At 71.9% G+C, this 20,887-nt stretch carries 21 protein-coding genes and 1 pseudogene; 6 read left to right on the top strand and 16 right to left on the bottom strand.

Features of this window, described 5'->3' with window-relative positions:
• Nucleotides 1–132: 132 nt before the first annotated feature.
• The 5 genes from cbiE to ABZ318_RS14305 form a co-directional block, all read right to left on the bottom strand.
• The gene (cbiE, locus tag ABZ318_RS14325; RefSeq protein WP_356902763.1) at nucleotides 133–1,374 is read right to left on the bottom strand and encodes a precorrin-6y C5,15-methyltransferase (decarboxylating) subunit CbiE; all 1,242 of its coding nucleotides are present in this window, start codon (nucleotides 1,372–1,374) and stop codon (nucleotides 133–135) included.
• A 71-nt stretch (nucleotides 1,375–1,445) separates the two neighbouring features.
• Complete coding sequence (locus ABZ318_RS14320) at nucleotides 1,446–2,081, bottom strand: GNAT family N-acetyltransferase (protein WP_356902762.1); 636 nt, start codon at nucleotides 2,079–2,081, stop codon at nucleotides 1,446–1,448.
• A 219-nt stretch (nucleotides 2,082–2,300) separates the two neighbouring features.
• Nucleotides 2,301–3,155 carry a MetQ/NlpA family ABC transporter substrate-binding protein gene (locus ABZ318_RS14315; protein WP_356902761.1) on the bottom strand — a complete coding sequence of 285 codons (855 nt, stop codon included), beginning with the start codon at nucleotides 3,153–3,155 and terminating at the stop codon, nucleotides 2,301–2,303.
• Between the two features lie 92 nt (nucleotides 3,156–3,247).
• Nucleotides 3,248–3,916 (bottom strand): methionine ABC transporter permease, encoded by a 669-nt coding sequence (locus ABZ318_RS14310; protein ID WP_356902760.1) that lies wholly within the window; start codon nucleotides 3,914–3,916, stop codon nucleotides 3,248–3,250.
• Nucleotides 3,913–4,968 carry an ATP-binding cassette domain-containing protein gene (locus ABZ318_RS14305; protein WP_356902759.1) on the bottom strand — a complete coding sequence of 352 codons (1,056 nt, stop codon included), beginning with the start codon at nucleotides 4,966–4,968 and terminating at the stop codon, nucleotides 3,913–3,915. Before ABZ318_RS14305 ends, ABZ318_RS14310 begins: the two co-directional genes overlap by 4 nt.
• A gap of 561 nt (nucleotides 4,969–5,529) precedes the next feature.
• Here ABZ318_RS14305 and ABZ318_RS14300 point away from each other — a divergent pair.
• Nucleotides 5,530–5,892: a hypothetical protein gene (locus tag ABZ318_RS14300; RefSeq protein WP_041128303.1), complete on the top strand. Its 363-nt coding sequence runs from the start codon at nucleotides 5,530–5,532 to the stop codon at nucleotides 5,890–5,892.
• A gap of 2 nt (nucleotides 5,893–5,894) precedes the next feature.
• Nucleotides 5,895–6,302, top strand: coding sequence for a hypothetical protein (locus tag ABZ318_RS14295; RefSeq protein WP_356902758.1), 408 nt, complete (start codon nucleotides 5,895–5,897; stop codon nucleotides 6,300–6,302).
• Here the strand turns inward: ABZ318_RS14295 and ABZ318_RS14290 are convergent.
• From ABZ318_RS14290 to ABZ318_RS14280, 3 genes and pseudogenes are all read right to left on the bottom strand, one after another.
• Entirely contained in the window at nucleotides 6,299–6,790 is a 492-nt protein-coding gene (locus ABZ318_RS14290) for a GNAT family N-acetyltransferase (protein WP_356902757.1), read from the bottom strand. The genes ABZ318_RS14295 and ABZ318_RS14290 overlap by 4 nt on opposite strands.
• Before the next feature lie 36 nt (nucleotides 6,791–6,826).
• Nucleotides 6,827–7,348 (bottom strand): annotated as a pseudogene (locus ABZ318_RS14285) (sigma-70 family RNA polymerase sigma factor); the annotation flags it as partial.
• Between the two features lie 399 nt (nucleotides 7,349–7,747).
• A complete protein-coding gene (locus tag ABZ318_RS14280; protein WP_356902756.1) occupies nucleotides 7,748–8,935 on the bottom strand; it encodes a glycerophosphodiester phosphodiesterase in 1,188 nt (395 codons plus the stop codon).
• Between the two features lie 241 nt (nucleotides 8,936–9,176).
• Here ABZ318_RS14280 and ABZ318_RS14275 point away from each other — a divergent pair, with 241 nt between their 5' ends.
• Nucleotides 9,177–9,848 (top strand): lysophospholipid acyltransferase family protein, encoded by a 672-nt coding sequence (locus ABZ318_RS14275; RefSeq protein WP_356902755.1) that lies wholly within the window; start codon nucleotides 9,177–9,179, stop codon nucleotides 9,846–9,848.
• A 70-nt stretch (nucleotides 9,849–9,918) separates the two neighbouring features.
• On the opposite strand, the gene ABZ318_RS14270 is transcribed toward ABZ318_RS14275, so the two are convergent.
• From ABZ318_RS14270 to argH, 3 genes are all read right to left on the bottom strand, one after another.
• Nucleotides 9,919–11,463: an MFS transporter gene (locus ABZ318_RS14270; protein WP_356902753.1), complete on the bottom strand. Its 1,545-nt coding sequence runs from the start codon at nucleotides 11,461–11,463 to the stop codon at nucleotides 9,919–9,921.
• Nucleotides 11,460–12,011, bottom strand: a complete 552-nt coding sequence (locus ABZ318_RS14265) for a helix-turn-helix domain-containing protein (protein ID WP_356902752.1) — start codon at nucleotides 12,009–12,011, stop codon at nucleotides 11,460–11,462. The genes ABZ318_RS14270 and ABZ318_RS14265 overlap by 4 nt, the downstream gene beginning before the upstream one ends.
• 114 nt (nucleotides 12,012–12,125) lie before the next feature.
• Nucleotides 12,126–13,553 (bottom strand): argininosuccinate lyase, encoded by a 1,428-nt coding sequence (argH, locus tag ABZ318_RS14260; RefSeq protein ID WP_356902751.1) that lies wholly within the window; start codon nucleotides 13,551–13,553, stop codon nucleotides 12,126–12,128.
• Nucleotides 13,554–13,952: 399 nt separating this feature from the next.
• On the opposite strand from argH, the gene ABZ318_RS14255 reads away from it, so the two are divergent.
• Entirely contained in the window at nucleotides 13,953–14,552 is a 600-nt protein-coding gene (locus ABZ318_RS14255; RefSeq protein ID WP_356902750.1) for a pyridoxamine 5'-phosphate oxidase family protein, read from the top strand.
• A 46-nt stretch (nucleotides 14,553–14,598) separates the two neighbouring features.
• Nucleotides 14,599–15,288: a L,D-transpeptidase family protein gene (locus ABZ318_RS14250; protein ID WP_356902749.1), complete on the top strand. Its 690-nt coding sequence runs from the start codon at nucleotides 14,599–14,601 to the stop codon at nucleotides 15,286–15,288.
• A 10-nt stretch (nucleotides 15,289–15,298) separates the two neighbouring features.
• On the opposite strand, the gene ABZ318_RS14245 is transcribed toward ABZ318_RS14250, so the two are convergent.
• From ABZ318_RS14245 to argC, 5 genes are read right to left on the bottom strand one after another with little or no spacing between them, the layout of a single operon-like run.
• The gene (locus tag ABZ318_RS14245) at nucleotides 15,299–15,829 is read right to left on the bottom strand and encodes an arginine repressor (RefSeq protein ID WP_030214728.1); all 531 of its coding nucleotides are present in this window, start codon (nucleotides 15,827–15,829) and stop codon (nucleotides 15,299–15,301) included.
• Between the two features lie 7 nt (nucleotides 15,830–15,836).
• Complete coding sequence (locus ABZ318_RS14240; RefSeq protein ID WP_356902747.1) at nucleotides 15,837–17,036, bottom strand: acetylornithine transaminase; 1,200 nt, start codon at nucleotides 17,034–17,036, stop codon at nucleotides 15,837–15,839.
• Nucleotides 17,033–17,938 carry an acetylglutamate kinase gene (argB, locus tag ABZ318_RS14235; protein ID WP_356902746.1) on the bottom strand — a complete coding sequence of 302 codons (906 nt, stop codon included), beginning with the start codon at nucleotides 17,936–17,938 and terminating at the stop codon, nucleotides 17,033–17,035. Before argB ends, ABZ318_RS14240 begins: the two co-directional genes overlap by 4 nt.
• Nucleotides 17,935–19,098, bottom strand: coding sequence for a bifunctional glutamate N-acetyltransferase/amino-acid acetyltransferase ArgJ (gene argJ, locus ABZ318_RS14230; RefSeq protein ID WP_356902745.1), 1,164 nt, complete (start codon nucleotides 19,096–19,098; stop codon nucleotides 17,935–17,937). The genes argB and argJ overlap by 4 nt, the downstream gene beginning before the upstream one ends.
• Entirely contained in the window at nucleotides 19,095–20,123 is a 1,029-nt protein-coding gene (gene argC / locus ABZ318_RS14225) for an N-acetyl-gamma-glutamyl-phosphate reductase (protein WP_356902744.1), read from the bottom strand. Before argC ends, argJ begins: the two co-directional genes overlap by 4 nt.
• Before the next feature lie 145 nt (nucleotides 20,124–20,268).
• Between argC and ABZ318_RS14220 the strand changes: the two genes are divergently transcribed.
• Nucleotides 20,269–20,865: a hypothetical protein gene (locus ABZ318_RS14220; RefSeq protein WP_356902743.1), complete on the top strand. Its 597-nt coding sequence runs from the start codon at nucleotides 20,269–20,271 to the stop codon at nucleotides 20,863–20,865.
• The last annotated feature ends 22 nt before the right edge of the window (nucleotides 20,866–20,887 follow it).

Here is a 20,887-nt window from a genome sequence, read left to right as displayed (position 1 = left end):
TGGCACAAAGCGGCCACCAATTCGGGACATTGGCGAACAGAGTGTCGAACGTCCCGGTGCGGTACAACAATCGGCCAGCCTACCCTGCCCCGGTGGGGCGGCCTGGTCACGGGTGGGGGTCCCCCGGCGGAGCTAGGCGGAGTTCGCCCTGCGTCCGGACAGCAGGAAGACGACCGAGCGCTCGCGTTCCGACCAGTCGTCCGGGTCGAGTCCGACGGTCTGGAGGAGGACGGTCTCGACGGCGTAGCCGCCGTCGGCGAGGGCGGTGGCGATCGCCTCGGCCTCGTCGCGGGTGGAGGCGTGGGCCACGATGCGCTCCGGGCGCCGGTCGGTGCAGGCGGTGACGACGGGGACGCCGCCTGCCGCGATCCGTACGACGTCGGGTTCGGGCAGGCTCTCCAGGACGTGCGGGGCGCGGCCCGGGACGGTCTGGAGGAGGACCCCGTGACGGCGGGCGGCCCGTTCGGTGCGGGCGCAGGCGTCCGGGTCGGTGTCCACGGCGATGACGGCGGCGCCGAAGCGTGCGGCCTCGACGGAGAAGGCGCCGCCCGCGCAGCCGATGTCCCAGACGAGGTCGCCGGTGCGGGGCCCGAGGCGGGCCAGTTGGGCGGCTCGGAGGGCGGGGTCCGCGCCGGCGCCGGTGTGGGCCGGTCCGGTTCCGGGGCCTTCGCCCTCGGAGTCGTACTCCTCGGTGGGAAGGCCCCAGCCGCGTACCGTGCGCGTGGCCGGGTCCCGGCCCATCAGCCAGGGGGCGGTGGGGGTGCCGCCGAGCGCGCCGCCGATGACGAGGACGACGTTCGGGTCGCGCCAGGTGTGGTCGGCGGCCTTGTCGGAGGTGAGGACGGAGACCTGTTCGCGGTCGGTGCCGAGCTCCTCGCAGACGACGAAGGTGCGGTGGACGCCGTCGAGGAGGAGGGCGAGTTCGGCCGGTCCCGCGCCCGGCGAGGTGAGGACGGCGACCTTGGGGTGGGCGCGGCAGACGTTGACGGCGCGGCGCAGGGTGCGCTGGTGGGCGACGACGATCCTCGCGTCCTCCCAGGGCATGCCGGCGCGTGCGAAGGCGGCCGCCACGGACGAGACGGCGGGGACGACCTCGACCTCCAGGCCGTGCTGGGGGGCGCGCAGGGTGCGGACGACGCCGAAGAAGCCGGGGTCGCCGTCGGCGAGGACGACGGCGGTGCCGCGGTGGCCGGCGATGCGGCGGGCGGCGAGGTCGACGCTGCCGAGGCGGATGCGTTCGGCGCCCGGCGGCACCTCGGGCAGCGTCAGGTGGTGGCCGGCGCCGGCCACGAGGGTGGCGGCGGAGAGCGCGGACCGGGCCGCCGCGGTGAGGGGCGAGCCGTCCCAGCCGATCACCGTGACGCGGTCGGCCATCGTCGTCTGTCTCCCTGGTGTCGTCGCAGGTCGGGGGCGTGCCGAGCGTACCCCGGGATCGCTGTGGGGGCTCAGCTCCAGTCGGTGTACGAGGAGTAGCCGGCCTCGGCCATCTGGTCGGCGACGCCGTCGAGGTCCTCGGGGAGGAGGCCCCAGACGATGAAGTCGGTGCGCAGTTCGGTCCAGCTGCCGTCCTCCGTGCGGGTGCGGGCTATGCACGCGTTGCGCAGGACGCCCTCGCTGATGCAGCCGATCTTCTGGGCGACCTGCTGGGAGGCGGTGTTGTCGGCGGCGGTGCGCAGTTCGAGGCGTTCGAACTTCTGGTCGCCGAAGAGCCACTGGGCGGTGGCGAGCGCGGCTTCGGAGGCGTAGCCCTCGCCGCGGGCCCAGGGGGCGATGATGTAGGACATCTCGGTGGAGCGGACCTGCCAGTCGGTCTTGCCCAACTGGACGATGCCGACGAGGCGCTGGGTCAGGAACTCGGTGACGGCGAGGTCGAGGCCCCGGCCGGCGGTGCGTTCGGCGGGGGCGTACTCGGTGATCCAGCGGTGTGCGGCGGCCTCGGTGAAGGGCTGGGGCACGGCCGTCCAGGCGGCGACCATCTCGTCGTTCATCATCTCGGCGAGGGCGGGGGCGTCCGTCTCCTCGAGCGCGCGCAGCACCAGCCGGTCCGTGTTGATGGAGATGTCCGGAAAGGTGGTAGTCATGCGCAGCTCCATGCCGTGGACCGTCCGAATCGACCGTGAACGCACAGCATGCAGCATGCGGGCGCCGGTGCGCATGGCCGGGTCGGGTGTGCCGGTGATGTGGGGGGTGGGTGTGGCGAAGGCCCCGCGCACCGGACGGGGTGCGGGGGCCTTCTGCTCAAGGACTGTACGGGGGAGCCGGTCTGACGGTCCCTCGGACGTGGTTCCTGCCGGGCGCCCTTACTTGGCGGCGCCGAAGGCCGGGATGACCGAGCCCTTGTAGGTGTCCTCGATGTACTTCTTCACCTCGGGCGAGTTGAGGAGCTTGGCGAGCTTCTGCACGCGGGCGTCCTTCTCGTTGCCCTCCTTGACGGCGAGGAAGTTGGCGTACGGGTTGTCCTCCGCCTTCTCCAGGACGAGGGCGTCCTTCGCCGGCTGGAGCTTGGCCTCGATGGCGTAGTTGCCGTTGATGACGGCGGCGTCCACGTCGTTCAGGGCGCGGGGCACGGTGGCGGCCTCCAGCTCCTTGAACTCCAGGCCCTTCTTGTCGGTGATGTCGGAGAGCTTGGCGTTGGTGCCGACGCCGGGCTTGATGGTGATCAGGCCGTTCTCGGCGAGCAGCTGGAGCGCGCGGCCGCCGTTGGTGGTGTCGTTGGGGACGGCGATGGTCTGGCCGGCCTTGATGTCCTTCACCGACTTGAGGCTCTTGGAGTAGAGGCCCAGCGGCTCCAGGTGGACGTCGACCACCGGGACGATGTGGGTGCCGTTCTTCTTGTTGAAGTCGTCGAGGTACGGCTTGTGCTGGAAGTAGTTGGCGTCGACCTGGCCGGACTCGGTGGCGGTGTTCGGCAGGACGTAGTCCGTGAACTCCTTCACCTCCAGCTTCAGGCCGGCCTTCTCGGCCAGGTTGTCCTTGACGAAGTTGAGGATGTCGGCGTGCGGCGTCGGGGACGCGGCGACGACGAGGGGCTTGTCGGCGGCGCCGGCCGAGTCCTTGGCGGAGGACGGGTCCGAGGAGGTGCCGCAGGCGGTGAGGCCGAGGGCGAGGGCGGCGGTGGCGGCGATGCCGGCGGTGAGCTTGATGTTCTTGCGCACGAAGAGTGCCTCTTTCCGGTGGAGCGGTGGACGCCTGGACAACAAGTCCGGGCTGTTCTTCGAAAATCGAAGTCTGGGTTGGCCTGGGGCCGTTACGCGGTGCGGCCCCGGCGGGCGAGGAGTCGGACGACTCCGTCGCCGATGAGCTGGACGACGGTCACGATCAGGACCAGGACGACGACGGTGACCAGCATGAACGTGGTGTCGAAGCGCTGGTATCCGTAGGTGACGGCCTTGGAGCCGAGGCCCTCGCCGCCGACCGCGCCGGCCATCGCGGAGTAGCCGATGAGGACGATCACGGTGGTGGTGACGGCGGAGACCAGCGAGGGCAGGGCCTGCGGGAGCAGCACCTTGCGGACGATGGTGGGGATGCCGCCGCCCATGGCCTGGACGGCTTCGACGAGTCCGTGGTCGACCTCGCGGATCGCCGTCTCGACGAGGCGCGCGAAGAAGGGGATGGCGCCGATGGCGAGCGGCACGATCATCGCGGTCGGGCCGATGAAGGTGCCGACGACGAAGGTCGTGAAGGGGATCAGGGCGATCAGCAGGATGATGAACGGCAGCGAGCGCCCGACGTTCACGATCGCACCGACGACCTTGTTCACCGGCCGGTTCTGCAGCAGTCCGCCCTTGTCCGTGAGGACGAGGAGGATGCCGAGCGGCAGGCCGCCGGCGATGGTGACGACGGTGGCCCACAGGACCATGTAGAGCGTGTCGACGGTGCCCTGCTCCAGGAGGGGCTGCATCTCCGACCAGGTCACTTGGCACCTTCCTTGACCAGTACGGGCGCGGCGCCCGACTCCTGTGCGTCGTCTTCCACGAGCTCGACCTGGAGGCCCTGTTCGCGCAGGAAGCCGACCGGGACGACGTTGTCCTCGTACCGTCCGGGGAGCTCGATCCGCATCCGGCCGATCTGCTTCCCGCCGACGGTGTCCATCGCCGCCCCGAGGATCGAGATGTCGATGTTGTACGTGCGGGAGAGCTGCGAGATGACCGGCTGGGTCGCGGCCTCGCCGTGGAACGTGACGTCGACGACGGTGCGGTCGGGGCCCGTGGGGGCGCCGCTGACCGGGAACAGTTCGGCCGCCAGCTGGGAGCCGGGGGTGGCGAGCAGTTCGCCGACGGTGCCGGACTCGACGATGCGGCCCTTCTGCATGAGCGCGGCGGAGTCGCAGATCGTCTTGACGACGTCCATCTCGTGCGTGATGAGCAGGACGGTGAGGCCGAGCTGCCGGTTGAGGTCGCGCAGGAGCTGGAGGATGGAGCGGGTGGTCTCCGGGTCGAGGGCGCTGGTGGCCTCGTCGGAGAGGAGGACCTTGGGGTTGCCGGCGAGGGCGCGGGCGATGCCGACGCGCTGCTTCTGGCCACCGGAGAGCTGGCCGGGGTAGGACTTCGCCTTGTCGGCGAGGCCGACCAGGTCGAGGAGTTCCAGGGCCCGGCGGGAGCGCTCGGCGCCGGAGACGCCGAGGATCTCCAGGGGGAGCTCGATGTTGTCCTTGACCGTGCGGGAGGACAGCAGGTTGAAGTGCTGGAAGACCATGCCGATGCTGCTGCGCGCCCGGCGCAGGTCCTTGCCGGCGCGGCGGCTCTTTCCGGCCAGTGCGGTGAGGTCGACGCCGTCGACGGTCACGGTGCCGGAGGTGGGGCGTTCCAGGAGGTTGACGCAGCGGATGAGCGAGGACTTGCCGGCGCCGCTCTGGCCGATGACGCCGAAGACCTCGCCCTCGCGGACGTGGAGGTCGACTCCGTCCAGAGCGGTGACCTGTCGGCCGCGCGACTCGTAGACCTTGGTCAGGCCCGAAGTGGTGATCACAGGGGTTTCCGTCACTGTCGAGTGCGCGACGCGGGGTCCGTCGCGCACGGGGCATTCGTCTTCGGACAGTCAGGCGCACGGGAGGCTGTGCCGGTCGGCTGGTGGCCGGTGGACAGCGGTGCGCGGGGCAGGCACGGTCCGGCGCCGGGTGGCGGGCGGATCGGCTCGGCCGTCGGGGTCTCGCTTCGGGGCGCGAGGCTCAGGCGGGGGCCCTCAGATGGCGCACATTCGACACGTACAACGAGCACCGGGCGTCGTGTTCGCCTCGGTCGCAAGGGTGCGGCTGCTCGTCGTGGTCATGGCTGCAAGTAAAACATGCGCAGCTGCGAAGAGAAGCGGACTGTCCGAATAGCGGACAGCATTGAGACGCCAGGCGGACGCGCCCGGGACGGCTCGCGGTGCGCCTTTCCGTGCGTGGCCTGGCGGGAACGGCCCCGGGCCCGGCCGCGGAGGGGACGGTGATCGGGTACGGGATGTGGCGGAGGCCACGCCCCCCGGCGGCCCCCGGCGAGCCGGGGGGCGGGCGCATCGGGCGCTTCGGGCCGTAATACCCTCGGGCGCATGCTTGACGCCCTGACGGTCGCGGTCTCCGTGGCCGCGCTCGCCCTCGCCGCCTGGTGCGGCTTCGCCGCCTTCCGGGATCAGTCGACCAAGGACTGGCACTTCATCGGCATGGCCGTGGTGACCTTCCTGGTCCTGGTCCAGCTGATCGTCGGCATCGTGCAGCTGGCGCGCGGCGAGAAGGCCGAGGAGGGCACGACGATCTTCGTCGCCTATCTGCTCGGCGCGCTGTGCGCGGTGCCCATCGCCGGTTTCATGTCGCTCGCGGAGCGCAGCCGGTGGGGTTCGGCGACGGTGGCGGCCGGCGCGGTCGTCCTGGCCGTGCTCGAAGTGCGTCTCTACGACATCTGGACGGTGGGCTGACCATGACCGCGACCGAGGGAACGACCCGTCTGGTCAAGGGCCCGGGCATGCTGCTCGTCTGGCTGTACGGCGTGATGTCGGTCGGCGCGGTCTCCCGCTCGATCTACCAGATCGCCACCGAGTTCGACCGCGCGCCGCTGGCGTACACCCTGTCGGCGGTGGCGGCGGTCGTCTACGTCTTCATCACGTACACGCTGGTACGGGGCGGGGAGAAGGCCCGCAGGGCGGCGCTGGTGTGCTGCGCCGCCGAGCTCGCGGGCGTGCTGGTCGTGGGGACCTGGACGCTGGTCGAGCCGTCCGCCTTCCCGGACGCGACGGTCTGGTCGGACTTCGGATACGGCTACGTCTTCATCCCGGTGCTGCTGCCGCTGACCGGCATCTGGTGGCTGCGGAGGTCGAAGGCCGCCTAGGCGGCCTTCTCCAGGGTCACCAGGGTGAGCCTCGGGCCGAGCTCGCGGGTGGCGACCTGCTCGTACCCCTTGCTGCGGTAGAGGCGCAGATTGCCCTCGCTGCGATGGCCGGTGAAGAGCCGGAAGCGCTTGGCGGACGTCGCCGCCTCGGTGGTGGCGGCCGCGAAGTGGCGCTCGATGCCGTCGAGGAGGCGGCTGCCGAGGCCGTGCCGTCGCATGCGCGGGTGGACGATCAGCTTGGCGATCCGCACGGTGCCGTCCTCGTCGAGGCGGGCCCGCACGGAGGCGACGACCTCGTCGCCGAGCCGGGCCACGAGTCCGTGTCCCTCGGCCAGTTCGGCGCGCAGGGCGTCGAGCGACTGGGTGAGGGGCTCGATGGACCAGTCCCCGTACAGCTCCGCCTCGCTCTGGTAGCAGAGGTACTGCAGCTTCAGGATGTGCTCCGCGTCCTGCGCGTCCGCTGCTGAGATGGTCACACTCAGGCCCATGTGTGCACGCCTCCCGCTCATCTGTCGATCATCGGTTTACCGCACCCTTCCCCGTCGGCCGGGGGCGGGAACCTCCGCAGCCAGCATTCTGCGCAGGCATCCCAGGCAGCGGGAACGCATCGGCCCCAGACTGCCCTGTGAGATACCCAACTCTCCTGCGATTTCGCGGTAGGTGGGGTCCTCCGGATCGAGCATCGCGGTGAGCACCTTCGGGCAGCGGCCGGGGGTCCTGGTGACGGCGGCGCGCAGGGTGCGGCGGCCCTCGGCGACCAGCAGGGAGTGCTCCGGGGAGCCGTGGGGCTCGGCGCCGCCCGGCTCGTGGACGGGCTCGTCCCGGTAGGGGCGTTCCCGGTCGTGGGTCCTGCGGGCGCGGCGCGCCTCCGCGCGGACGGCGCGGCGCAGCCATTCGGCGGGCCGTTCGGGGGCGGCGCCGGTCTGCCGGAGCTGCTCCAGGAGGCGGAGCCAGACGGCCTGTTCGAGGTCGCCCGGATCGACGCCGGCGGCCGGCGCCTCGGCGTCGGACTCGGCGGAGAGGAGGGGGGCGAGGGCGGCGAGGAGTCCGGGGGCGGGGACGGGAACGGCGGCGTGGTCCTGGAGGTCCGGAGTCCCGGGCGCGGGGGTGGTCTCGGGGGCCTGGAGGTCCGGAGTCCCGGGCGCGGGGGTGGTCTCGGGGGCCTGGAGATCCGGGGCCGCTGGTGCGGGAGTGGTCTCGGGGGCCTGGAGGTCCGGAGTCGCCGGTGCGGGGGTGGTCTCGGGGGCCTGGAGGTCCGGGGCCGCCGGTGCGGGGGTGGTCTCGGGGGCCTGGAGGTCCGGGGCCGCTGGTGCGGGGGTGGTCTCGGGGGTCGTCATGACCGGCACGATGCCGGGGTGCGCGGCCGCGGTTGCGGTGCGACGCGTAAACCACCCGGGAGGGGGTCGTACGGTCCGGCGGCCCGGCCGTACGACCCCCTCGTCGGCTCAGTCGCGGGCGGCGAGGTCCGCGGCGGCGAGCAGGGCGGTGTCCGGGTTGTCGGAGAAGATGCCGTCGATCCCCGTCTCCAGGTACCGCTTGAGCGCCCCGAAGGCGTCGCCGTACGCCGTCGGGTCCGTGCCCTTGCGGAAGTCCGCGGGCAGGAAGGCGTTCTCGTTGCGGTGCGTGTACGGGTGGAGGATCAGCCCCTCGGCGTGCGCGTCGCGGACCAGGGTGGTCGGGGTGCCGAGCCGGCCGCTCGCGTCCTTCGGGATGACCAGGTCGAGCGTGGGGCCGATGCCCTGCGCGTACGAGGCGATCCAGGCGAGGCCCTCGGGCGTGACCAGGTCGGCGACCGTGCGCGGGTCCCCGGCCTCGACGAAGTCCCAGGGGCGGCTGCTCGCGCCCGAGAGCAGGACGACGCCCGGGGCGTCCACCAGCTTCGCCAGGCGCTGGATGCTGCTGGGCTCGAAGGACTGGAGGAAGACGGGGGAGTTCGCGCGGTGGCGTCCGTACCGGCGCAGGAGCTTGGCGAGCGGTTCCTCCAGGCCGAGGCCGAGGGAGCGGAAGTAGCTGGGGTGCTTGGTCTCGACGTGGAGCCAGATCTCGCGGCCCCGGCGGCGGCCCTCCTCCTCGGCCCAGCGCAGCACCTCCTCGAAGGTGGGGACCGTCCAGCGGCCGTCGTAGAGGGTGTTCTCCTGGCGGGTGCCGGGGATGCGCTCCTTGGCCCGCAGGGTCTTGAGCTCGGCGAGCGTGAAGTCCTCGGTGAACCAGCCGGTGAGCGCGGTGCCGTCGACGGTCTTGGTGGTCTTCCGGGAGGCGAACTCGGGGTGGTCGGCGACGTCGGTGGTGCCGGTGATGTCGTTCTCGTGGCGGCAGACCAGGTGCCCGTCCCGGGTGGGGACGAGGTCCTGCTCGACGACGTGGGCGCCGAGGTCGAGGGCGTGCCGGTAGGAGCCGAGGGTGTGCTCGGGGCGGTAGCCGCTGGCGCCGCGGTGGCCGATGACGGTGGGGACGGGGAGGGAGCGGTAGCCGTGGCCGCGGCCGGGCGTGCGGTCCGGGGCGGCGGCCTGCTGCTCGGCGGCCCGCGCGGTGCCGGTGCCGGCCGCGAGGGCCGTGGAGGCGCCGAGGGCGGTGGCGCCCGCCGCTCCGAGAACCGTCCGCCGTGCCGGGGTCCGGCGTTCGCCCTGGGTCATGAGGGATCCTCCTGTGTGAGCCGCGGTGTGATGTCCCGCACCTGTCAACTGTTGTCCCCGACGCTAGGCAGCGGGGCCCTACGGGCGGCGGACCTCGGCGGAACATGGCGGATACACGCGTCAACACTGTGTATCCGCTCGGTGAACCCGATGTGCGCGTGGGGGTGACCCGCGAGTATCGTCGCCAGCTGCAACCGTCGTCTCGACAACTCGACCGACCCGCTTCCCACCGGAGGAACCGTTGTCCCGTCTCGCGATCATCAAGGCAGTGCTCGGGCCGGTCATGCGCCTGATGTTCCGCCCCCGCGTGGAGGGCGCCGAGAACATCCCCGGGACGGGTCCCGTGATCCTCGCGGGCAACCACCTGACCTTCATCGACTCGATGATCATGCCGATCTGCCTGGACCGTCCGGTCCACTTCATCGGCAAGGACGAGTACGTGACGGGCAAGGGCCTCAAGGGCCGGGCGATGGCCTGGTTCTTCACCAGCGTCGGCATGATCCCGGTGGACCGGGACGGCGGCCGCGGCGGTGTGGCGGCGCTGATGACGGGCCGTCGGGTGCTCGAGGAGGGCAAGATCTTCTCGATCTACCCGGAGGGCACCCGCTCCCCCGACGGCCGGCTGTACCGGGGTCGTACGGGCATCGCGCGGCTGACCCTGATGACGGGGGCGCCGGTGGTGCCGTTCGCGATGATCGGCACCGACAAGATCCAGCCGGGCGGTGCGGGCTTCCCGCGCCCGGGCCGGGTGACGGTCCGCTTCGGCGAGGCGATGGAGTTCTCGCGGTACGACGGGATGGACCGCGACCGGTACGTCCTGCGGGCGGTGACGGACTCGGTGATGGCCGAGGTGATGCGGCTGTCCGGGCAGGAGTACGTGGACATGTACGCCACGAAGGCGAAGGCGGCGTAGAACCCCCTCCGACACAGGGAAGTGCCCCGTACGGCCGAACCGTACGGGGCACTTTCGCGTGCGCGGCGCGTCAGTGCGCGACGCCGTCCTCCAGCTTCTGGCCCCTGAGCAGGAACCAGGCCGCGACCGCCGTCGCGAGGAGGACCGCTGCGCCGACGCCGGCCGCGATCCGCAGGCCGTCGACGAAGGCGTCCTGGGCGGAGGCGACCAGGGCGGTCGCCGTCGCGGGGGCGAGGCCGCCGGAGGCCTCGACCGCGCCGCCGAGCGACTCGTGGGCGGCCGACGCGATGTCCGAGGGGACACCGGCCGGGGTGACGAAGCCCTGGTAGACGCCGGTCACGATGGAGCCGAGGACGGCGATGCCGAGCGCGGCGCCCAGTTCGTACGCGGTCTCGGAGACGGCGGAGGCGGCTCCGGCCTGCTCCTTCGGGACGCTGGAGAGGATCACGTCGGCGGTCACGGTGAAGGAGAAGCCCGCGCCCACGCCGACGACGAGGAGGCTCGCGCCGAGCAGCGGGTAGCCGGTGTGCTGGTCGAGCGTCGTCAGGACGCCGAGGGCGAGGCCGACCGCCGCGAGGCCGCCGGCCACCACGGACCGTACGGAGAAGCGGCGGGCCACGACGCCGGCGACCAGACCGGTCGTCACGGCGCCGATCGCGGCCGGCAGTTCGGCGAGTCCGGCCTCCAGGGGCTGGCGGCCCTGGACCAGCTGGAAGAACTGGGACAGGAAGAACACCAGGCCGGAGAGGCCGAGGACGGTCAGCAGGTCGGCGAGGACGGCGCCGGAGAAGCCGCGGTGGCGGAAGAGCCGCATGTCCAGGAGCGGCGCGGGCAGGGTCAGCTGCCTGCGGACGAACCAGGTCAGGGCGGCGGCGCCGACGAGGGCGGCGATTCCGGCGTCGAGGGAGAGGCCGTGGGAGGCCAGTTCCTTGACGGCGTAGACGACTCCGACGACGCCGACGAGGGAGAGGGCGACGCTGGGGAGGTCCCAGGGGCCGTGCTTCGGGCTCTTCGACTCGGGGATCAGCCTGGCGCCGACGAGGACGAGGACGGCCATGACGGGCAGGTTGATGAGGAAGACCGAGCCCCACCAGAAGTGCTCCAGGAGGAAGCCGCCGACGACCGGTCCCACGGCGGCGCCGGCCGAGGCCATGGCGCCCCAGATGCCGATGGCGAGGCTGCGCTCGCGCGGGTCGTGGAAGAGGTTGCGAATGAGCGCGAGGGTCGACGGCATGAGGGTCGCACCGGCGACGCCGAGGAGGGCGCGGGCGACGATCATCATCTCGGGGCTGGTCGCGTAGGCGTTCAGTACCGAGAGGGCGCCGAAGGCGGTGGCGCCGATCAGCAGCAGCTTCTTGCGGCCGATGCGGTCGCCGAGGCTGCCCATGGAGACCAGGAGTCCGGCGATGACGAAGGAGTAGACGTCGCCGATCCAGAGGAGCTGGGTGCCGGAGGGCTTGAGGTCCTCGGAGAGGAAGGGGGTGGCGAGGCCGAGCACCGTGGCGTCGACCGCCACGAGGAGGACGGCCAGGACGAGCACGGAGAGGGCGAGCCACCGGCCGGGGCGGTGCGCGCCCTCGATATGGCTCTCGGTCCTGATGCTGCTGGTGGTCACTTCTCCACGCTCCTGCGCGCTCCGCCGAGCAGCAGCTCGGCGATCATGTACTGGAAGTCCTTGGCGGCGACCCGGCCGTCCTGCACGGCCCAGGCGCCGGAACCGATGAGCCCGTAGAAGGCCTCGGTGAGCCAGGCGGGGGTCAGGTCGATGCGGAAGACGCCCTGTTCCTGGCCGCGTCGGAAGAGCGCGGAGACGCGGGCGTCGAGGCGTTCCCAGCCTTCGTTCTGCTGGTCGCCCTCGAAGAGCTGGTTCTCGGTGACGAGGAACGACAGCAGGGGCGCGACGGGCTCGACCTCGGCGACGAGCCGCCGTACGGCCTCGTCGGCGGGCCCTTCGTCGATGCGGGCCCGGTCGTGGGCCGCCTCCAGCTCCTGGAGCCCCAGCTCCTCCAGCGCCCGCACCAGGGCGTCCCGCCCGGCGAAGTGCCGGTGCAGCGTCGCCCGCCCGATCCCGGCGGCCCGGGCGACCTCGTCCATGGTGGCGGTCGCCTTACGGGTGAGCAGGGCGGCGGCGGCGCGGAGCACCTGGGTGCGATCGACTGACATGAGACAACCATACACCGTGTGAGACATTGACGTCTCACTCGGGACATGCGCATACACAAAAGGGCGCCGCCGTCCTCCGGGAAGGAGGGCGGCGGCGCCGTGACGCGCCGAGGGCTACTTCTTGGCCTCGGCCCAGGCGTGCTGGATCACCAGGTCCGCCTTGACCTCGATCAGCTGGGTGGCGACCGCCGAGGGGGCGGTGCCGCCGCGGCCGTTGCGGGAGGCGAGGGCACCGGGGACGTTGAGGACGGTCCGGACCTCGGGGGTGAGGTGCTCGGAGATCTTGGCGAACTGCTCGTCCGTGAGCTCGTCCAGCTCCTTGCCCTCGGACTCGGCGACCTTCACGCACTCGCCGGCCACCTCGTGCGCCACGCGGAACGGCACGCCCTGCTTGACCAGCCATTCGGCGATGTCGGTGGCGAGGGAGAAGCCGGCCGGGGCCAGTTCCTCCATCCGGTCGCGGTTGACCGTGAGCGTCGCCATCATGCCGGTGAAGGCCGGGAGCAGGACCTCCAGCTGGTCGCAGGAGTCGAAGACCGGCTCCTTGTCCTCCTGGAGGTCCCGGTTGTAGGCGAGCGGGAGGGCCTTGAGGGTGGCCATCAGGCCGGAGAGGTTGCCGATGAGGCGGCCCGACTTGCCGCGCGCCAGCTCGGCGATGTCCGGGTTCTTCTTCTGCGGCATGATCGACGAGCCGGTGGAGAAGGCGTCGTGCAGGGTCACGAAGGAGAACTCCTTCGTGTTCCAGATGATGATCTCCTCGGCGATCCGCGAGAGGTTGACGCCGATCATCGCCGTGATGAAGGCGAACTCGGCGACGAAGTCCCGGGAGGCCGTCCCGTCGATCGAGTTGCCGACCGAGCCCCGCTCGAAGCCGAGGTCCTTCGCCACCGCCTCCGGGTCGAGCCCGAGGGAGGAACCCGCGAGGGCGCCGGAGCCGTACGGGGAGACGGCCGTCCGGGTGTCCCACTGCCGCAGCCGCTCGGCGTCCCGGGAGAGGGACTGGGCGTGGGCGAGGACGTGGTGGGCGAAGAGCACCGGCTGGGCGTGCTGGAGGTGCGTACGGCCGGGCATGGCGACGTCCGGGTGGGCCTCGGCGAGGCCGACGAGGGCGTCCTGGAGGTCGGCGACGAGGCCGCCGATGATCCGGGCGTGGTCGCGCAGGTACATGCGGAAGAGGGTCGCGACCTGGTCGTTCCGGGACCGGCCGGCGCGCAGCTTGCCGCCGAGCTCGGCGCCGAGGCGCTCCAGGAGGCCCCGCTCCAGGGCGGTGTGGACGTCCTCGTCGGCGATGGTGCCGACGAAGGAGCCGTCGGCGACGTCCGCCTCCAGCTGGTCGAGCCCGGCGAGCATGCGGGTCAGCTCGTCCTCGGTGAGCAGGCCGGCCTTGTGCAGCACGCGCGCGTGGGCGCGGGAGCCGGCGATGTCGTACGGCGCGAGACGCCAGTCGAAGTGGACCGAAGCGGAGAGCTTCGCCAGGGCCTCGGCGGGGCCGTCGGCGAACCGTCCACCCCAGAGCCGGACGTCACCGTTGTTGCTGCTCACTGCTGCTCCTCGATCGAACGTGGGCGGATGACGCGGGGGTCGATACTGATAGGCATAACTATGCGGAGTGCCGTATGTTTTGTCAATCGGGGTCCGCGGGCGCCCGAATTCAGGGGCCCTCCAGGACACCCTGCCCCTACGCTCCACCCATGGAAGACACGCACACCCGACTGACGGGTTCTGACACCCACCCGTGGTGAGCCGCGCCGACGCCGGGCCGGGCTGCGCGTGCTGGAGGTGACGGACGTGGGGTGCCTGATGACGTTGCTCGACGACGCCGAGCCGAAGCTGCGGGCCAACTCTCGTTCCCCGCTGGGGAACTGACGGGGGTGCGGCCACGCCCCGCGGCCGGTGAGACGCCCCCGCGCCGGGCCCGCGGAGCGGGCGATAATCGGCGTCATGGGAAAAACGTATGAACATATCGACGGGCGGCTTCAGGCCTTCATCGAGGAGCAGCCGGTGTTCTTCACCGCGACCGCTCCCCTGACCGGCGACGGTCACGTCAACCTCTCCCCCAAGGGCCGCAAGGGCACGCTCGTCGTCCTCGACGAACTGACCCTTGCGTACGTCGACTTCGGCGGCAGCGGCGCCGAGACGATCGCGCACCTGCGGGAGCCGGGGAACGGCCGGATCACTCTGATGTGGACCGCGTTCTCCGGGCCGCCGACCGTCGTGCGGGTGCACGGGACCGGGGAGGCCGTGCTGCGGGACGATCCTCGCTGGGGCGAGCTGTTCGCACGGTTCCCGGCCGAGGCCGTCGAGGGGCAGGGCAGTGCGCGGGCGATCATCCTCGTGCACGCGCGGCGGGTCAGCGACGCGTGCGGGTTCGCCGTGCCGTTGATGGAGTACCGGGAGGACCGGTCGCTGCACGCCGAGTACTTCAACCGGAAGACGGACGAGGAGTTCAACGCGTACTGCGAGGGCAAGGACCACATCGGGAGCAGCCTGGACGGGCTGCCCGCCCTCCCGCTTCCGCTGCCGCCGCTGCCCGCCGAATAGCCCCGTACGACGGGCGGGGACGTACGTACGGACCTAACGTCGCGGCATGCGCACCCTTCTCGCCCTCGGCGCCGTCCTGCTCTCCTCCCTGGGCGCCGCGCCCGCGCCCGTACCGCTGCCCGGGCGGATGGCCGACACCGGCGGGGGCTCCCAGCTGATCACCGCCGAGGCTCCGGACACGGGCGCCACGACGGGGACGCTGACCTGGTGGGACCGGCGCGGTGGGCGATGGGTGGCGGCGGGGTCCGCGCCCGCCCGGTTCGGGGCGAGGGGGCTCGCCGAGGGCGCCACGCGCCGGCAGGGCACGAACACCACGCCCACCGGGCTCTACCGGCTGCCGTACGCCTTCGGGGTGCGGACGAGGCCCGCCGGGACCCGTTTCCCGTACGCCCGGGTCACCGGGCGTTCCTGGTGGTGCCAGGACAACGCCTCCCGCGCGTACAACCGTTGGGTCGAGGGGCTGCCCCGCGACTGCCGGGCCGCCGAGGCCGAGCATCTCGTCGCGTACGGCACGCAGTACGCGTACGCGCTCGTCATCGGCTTCAACTACGAGCGTCCGGTGCGCGGGCGCGGGGCCGGGATCTTCCTGCACGTCAACGGGCGCGGGGCGACGGCCGGTTGCGTCTCCGTGCCTGCCGACGCGATGCGCGCGGTCCTCGCCTGGGCGGATCCCGCGCGCCGACCGCACATCGCCGTCGGAACGCGGGGCGGTCCGACGGCGATCACGCGTTACTGAGCCGGGTCCCCTACTTCTGCGCCAGCTTCAGCAGGTGGTCGGCGAGCGCCTGTCCGCCGACCGGGTCGCGGCTGATGAGCAGCAGGGTGTCGTCACCGGCGATGGTGCCGAGGATGGCGTGGAGTTCGGCCTGGTCGATGGCCGACGCGAGGAACTGGGCGGCGCCCGGCGGGGTCCGCAGCACCACCAGGTTGGCGGAGGCCTCGGCGGAGATCAGCAGTTCGCCGGAGAGGCGGCGCATGCGCTCCTCCTTGGCGGACTCGCCGAGCGGTGCCTGCGGGGTGCGGAAGCCGCCCTCGCTGGGCACCGCGTAGATCAGCTCGCCGCCGGTGTTGCGGATCTTCACCGCGCCGAGCTCGTCGAGGTCGCGGCTGAGCGTCGCCTGGGTGACGCTCAGTCCGTCGTCCGCGAGGAGCTTGGCGAGCTGGCTCTGCGAGCGCACCGGCTGCCGGTTGAGGATGTCGACGATCCTGCGGTGGCGTGCGGTGCGGGTCTGCGGAACGGACGGCCCGCCGTGCTCGTTCTCCTGCGCGTCGGTCATCGTCGTCTCATTCTCCGGTTCGTCCTTGCCCGTTCGCCTCGTCCAGGACCCCGGGCAGAGCCTGGAGGAAGGCGTCCGCCTCGGCGTCGGTGAGGACCAGCGGAGGCATGATCCGTACGACGTCGGGGGCGGGCGCGTTCACCAGGAGGCCGGCGTCCTGGGCCGCCTGCTGCACCTGGGGTGCGAGGGGCCCGGTGAGCACGATACCCAGCAGGAGGCCCGCACCACGGACGTGGGAGACCAGCGGATGCCCCAGAGCCTCGATTCCCTGGCGCAGCCGCTCCCCCACCGACTTCACGTGGTCGAGGGCCGCGTCGGCTCCGAGGGTGTCCAGGACGGCGAGTCCGGCGGCGCAGGCGACCGGGTTGCCGCCGAAGGTGGTGCCGTGGTGGCCGGGCGCGAAGAGCTCCGCGGCCTCGCCGAAGGCGACCGTCGCGCCGAGGGGCAGGCCGCCGCCGAGGCCCTTGGCGAGGGTCACGACGTCGGGCTCCACGCCCTCGTGGGCCTGGTGCTCGAACCAGTGGCCGCACCGGCCGATACCGGTCTGGACCTCGTCGAGGACGAGCAGGGTGCCGGTGGCGCGGGTGATCTCCCGGGCCGCCTTGAGGTAGCCGGCGGGCGGGACGACGACGCCGTTCTCGCCCTGGATGGGCTCGATGACGACGAAGGCGGTGTCCTCGGTGACCGCGGCCCGCAGCGCCTCCGCGTCCCCGTACGGGACATGGGTGACGTCGCCGGGGAGCGGCAGGAACGGGGTCTGCTTGGCGGGCTGGCCGGTGAGCGCGAGGGAGCCCATGGTCCGGCCGTGGAAGCCGCCGTCGGTGGCGACCATGTGGGAGCGGCCGGTGAGCCGGCCGATCTTGAACGCGGCCTCGTTGGCCTCGGCGCCCGAGTTGCAGAAGAAGACCTTGCCGGACCGGCCGAAGAGGCCCAGGAGCCGCTCGGCGAGGGCGACGGGCGGCTCGGCGACGAAGAGGTTGGAGACGTGGCCGAGGGAGGCGATCTGCTGCGACACGGCCTCGACGACCGCCGGGTGGGCGTGACCGAGGGCGTTGACGGCGATGCCGCCGACGAAGTCCAGGTACTCCTTGCCGTCGGCGTCCCAGACCTTGGCGCCCTCACCGCGGACGAGCGGCAGCCGGGGGGTGCCGTAGTTGTTCATGAGCGAGCCCTGCCACCGCTGGGTCAGCTCGGTGTTGCCGGTCATCGGTCCCCCTGTCCGTCCGGCACGACCATCGTGCCGATGCCCTCGTCGGTGAAGATCTCCAGCAGGATCGAGTGCTGGACCCGGCCGTCGATGACGCGGGCCGTGGTGACCCCGTTCCGTACGGCGTGCAGGCAGCCCTCCATCTTGGGGACCATGCCGCTGGAGAGGTCGGGCAGGAGCTTCTCCAGCTGGCTCGCGGTCAGCCTGCTGATGACCTCGTCGCTGTTCGGCCAGTCCTCGTAGAGGCCCTCGACGTCGGTCAGGACCATCAGTGTCTCGGCACCCAGCGCCGCAGCGAGTGCCGCAGCCGCCGTATCAGCATTGACGTTGTAGACATGTCCGTCGTCCTGGGAGCGGGCGATGGAGGAGATGACCGGGATCCGGCCGTCCTCCAGGAGCGCTTCGATGGCTCCGGTCTCGATGGCGGTGATCTCGCCGACGCGGCCGATGTCGACGCGCTCGCCCTCGATGACCGGCTCGTGCTTGGTGGCGGTGATGGTGTGGGCGTCCTCGCCGGTCATGCCGACGGCGAAGGGGCCGTGCTGGTTGAGCAGCCCGACGAGCTCGCGCTGGACCTGGCCGGCGAGGACCATCCGTACGACGTCCATGGCCTCGGGCGTGGTGACCCGGAGGCCGGCCTTGAACTCGCTGACCAGGCCCGCCTGGTCGAGGGCGCGGTTGATCTGGGGGCCGCCGCCGTGCACGACGACCGGCTTGAGGCCGGCGTGCCTCAGGAAGACGACGTCCTGGGCGAAGGCGGCCTTGAGGTCGTCGTCGATCATGGCGTTGCCGCCGAACTTGATGACGACGGTCTTGCCGTGGTGGCGGGTGAGCCAGGGCAGGGCCTCGATCAAGGTCTGCGCCTTCGGGAGGGCGGTGTGCTTCCGCGCGGTGTTGGTCATGACGAGTAGGCGCTGTTCTCGTGGACGTAGTCGGCGGTGAGGTCGTTCGCCCAGATGACGGCGGACTCCGTGCCGGCGGCGAGGTCGGCGGTGATGGTGACCTCCCGGTAGCGCATGTCGACCAGGTCGCGGTCCTCGCCGACGGAGCCGTTCTTGCAGACCCAGACGCCGTTGATGGCGACGTTCAGCTCGTCGGGCTCGAAGGCGGCGGAGGTGGTGCCGATGGCGGAGAGCACCCGGCCCCAGTTGGGGTCCTCGCCGTGGATGGCGCACTTGAGGAGGTTGTTGCGGGCGATGGAGCGGCCCACCTCGACGGCGTCGTCCTCGGTCGCGGCGTTGACCACCTCGATGCGGATGTCCTTGCTGGCGCCCTCGGCGTCGCCGATGAGCTGCCGGGCGAGGTCGTCGCAGACGGTCCGTACGGCTTCGGCGAACTCGTCCTGCGCGGGGGTGACCCCGGCGGCGCCGGAGGCGAGGAGGAGGACGGTGTCGTTGGTGGACATGCAGCCGTCGGAGTCGACCCGGTCGAAGGTGAGCCGGGTGGCGGACCGCAGGGCGGCGTCGAGGCCCTCGGCGTCGACGTCGGCGTCGGTGGTGAGGACGACGAGCATGGTGGCGAGGCCCGGGGCGAGCATGCCCGCGCCCTTGGCCATGCCGCCGACCGTCCAGCCGCCGTTCGCCCCGTCCTTCGTCACCACGGAGGTCTTGTGGACGGTGTCGGTGGTCTTGATGGCGATGGCGGCCTTCTCGCCGCCGTGCTCGGAGAGTTCGGCGGCGGCCGTCTCGACGCCGGGGAGCAGCTTGTCCATGGGGAGCAGGACGCCGATGAGGCCGGTGGAGGCGACGGCGACCTCGCCGGCGCCGATGTCCAGGACCTCCGCGACCTTCTCGGCGGTGGCGTGGGTGTCCTGGAAGCCCTGGGGGCCGGTGCAGGCGTTGGCGCCGCCGGAGTTGAGGACGACGGCGGTCAGCTCGCCGTCGGCGAGGACCTGCTGGGACCAGAGGACCGGGGCGGCCTTGACGCGGTTGGAGGTGAAGACTCCCGCGGCGGCGCGGCGGGGCCCGGTGTTGACCACGAGGGCCAGGTCCGGGTTGCCGTTCTGCTTGATCCCGGCGGCGATGCCCGCCGCCGTGAATCCCTTCGCTGCGGTGACGCTCATGGAGCGACTCCAATCGTGGAAAGTCCGGTGTCCTCGGGAAGACCGAGGGCGATGTTCATGCTCTGCACCGCGCCGCCGGCGGTGCCCTTGGTGAGGTTGTCGATGGCGCTGATGGCGATGATCCGGTTCGCGTTCGCGTCGTACGCGACCTGTACCTGAACGGCGTTGGAACCGTAGACGGACGACGTGGCGGGCCACTGTCCCTCGGGGAGCAGGTGGACGAAGGGCTCGTCCGCGTAGGCCTTCTCGTACGCGGCCCGTACGGTCTCGGCGGTGACGCCGGGCTTCGCGGCGGCCGTGCAGGTGGCGAGGATGCCGCGGGGCATCGGTGCCAGGGTGGGCGTGAAGGAGACGGTGACCCGCTCCCCCGCCGGTCCGCTGAGGTTCTGGATCATCTCGGGCGTGTGGCGGTGGCCGCCTCCGACGCCGTACGGGGACATGTTGCCCATGACCTCGCTGCCGAGCAGGTGCGGCTTGAGGGCCTTGCCGGCGCCGGAGGTGCCGGAGGCGGCGACGATCACGGCCTCGGGCTCGGCGAGACCGGCCGCGTACGCCGGGAAGAGCGCGAGCGAGACGGCGGTCGGGTAGCAGCCGGGGACAGCGACGCGCTTGGACCCTTCGAGCGCGGCGCGGGCGCCCGGCAGTTCGGGGAGGCCGTAGGGCCAGGTCCCGGCGTGCGGGGAGCCGTAGTACGTCTCCCAGTCGGCCGGGTCCTTGAGGCGGAAGTCGGCGCCCATGTCGACGACGAGCACGTCGGGCCCGAGCTGCTCGGCGACGGCGGCGGACTGGCCGTGCGGCAGCGCGAGGAAGACCACGTCGTGTCCGGCGAGCTCCTCGGCGGTGGTGGGCGCGAGGACGCGGTCGGCGAGCGGGAGCAGGTGGGGCTGGATGGCCCCGAGTCGCTGGCCGGCGTTGGAGTGGCCGGTCAGTGTCCCGATCTCCACGTGGGGGTGGGCGACGAGGAGACGCAGGAGCTCTCCGCCCGCGTATCCGCTCGCACCCGCCACTGCTACTCGTACCGTCATCGAAACCCTCCTCATGGATGGCATGACTATACGTGTCGCCGAACTTTTATGCAACGATCATCGTGTGGCGGAACCCGCCGCACCTCCGGTCTACCTCCGTTCGACATCGGTCGCCCGTCGCGGCACGGCCTGGCAGGGTGTCCCCATGAGCCCCGAGCCCGCCGCACGCCCCGGCCCCGTCCGCCACCACGACCGCGGCACCTGGCTCCCCCACTTCACCAGGCGGGTGCTCGTCGTCTGCCCGAGGTGCGGCGGTCGCGCGATCGTCACACCCCGGCTCGACCTCCCGGAGCCACGCCACCTGCTCTTCGAACCCCGTCGCCTCACCTGCGGAGGCTGCGGGGCGGTCGCCGAGTGGACGGCCGAGCAGCGCGGCGACGCCCTGGTCGGCGTGGTGCCCGGCGGCACGGAGGACCCCTTCTTCCGGCGGCCGCTCTGGCTGCAGACCCGCTGCGCGGGACGGATCCTCTGGGCCTACGACGAGGAGCACGTCGACGCCCTGGCCGCCTACGTGGGCGCGCGGCTGCGCGTCCGCCACGCCTCCCCGACGTTGGCGATGTTCGCGCGGCTCCCGGCCTGGATGAAGTCCGCGGCCCGTCGCGACGAGGTCCTGGCCGGCCTGGCGGCTCTCCGGGCCCTCGCCCGGCGCTCGGCCCCCGCCGACCGCTCCGACGTGGCCCACGAGCGCGGCGACCGCCCGCGCCACCACGGCAGCGTGCTGTTCCGGGGCGGTCCGTACTAGAGAGGCCCCCGGAGGCCCCCGT

It is taken from the genome of Streptomyces sp. NPDC006197 (genome assembly GCF_040613865.1).
Classification (GTDB): Bacteria; Actinomycetota; Actinomycetes; order Streptomycetales; family Streptomycetaceae; genus Streptomyces.
Note: the sequence above shows the minus strand (reverse complement) of the source record. Positions and strands in the feature narration are given on the sequence as shown.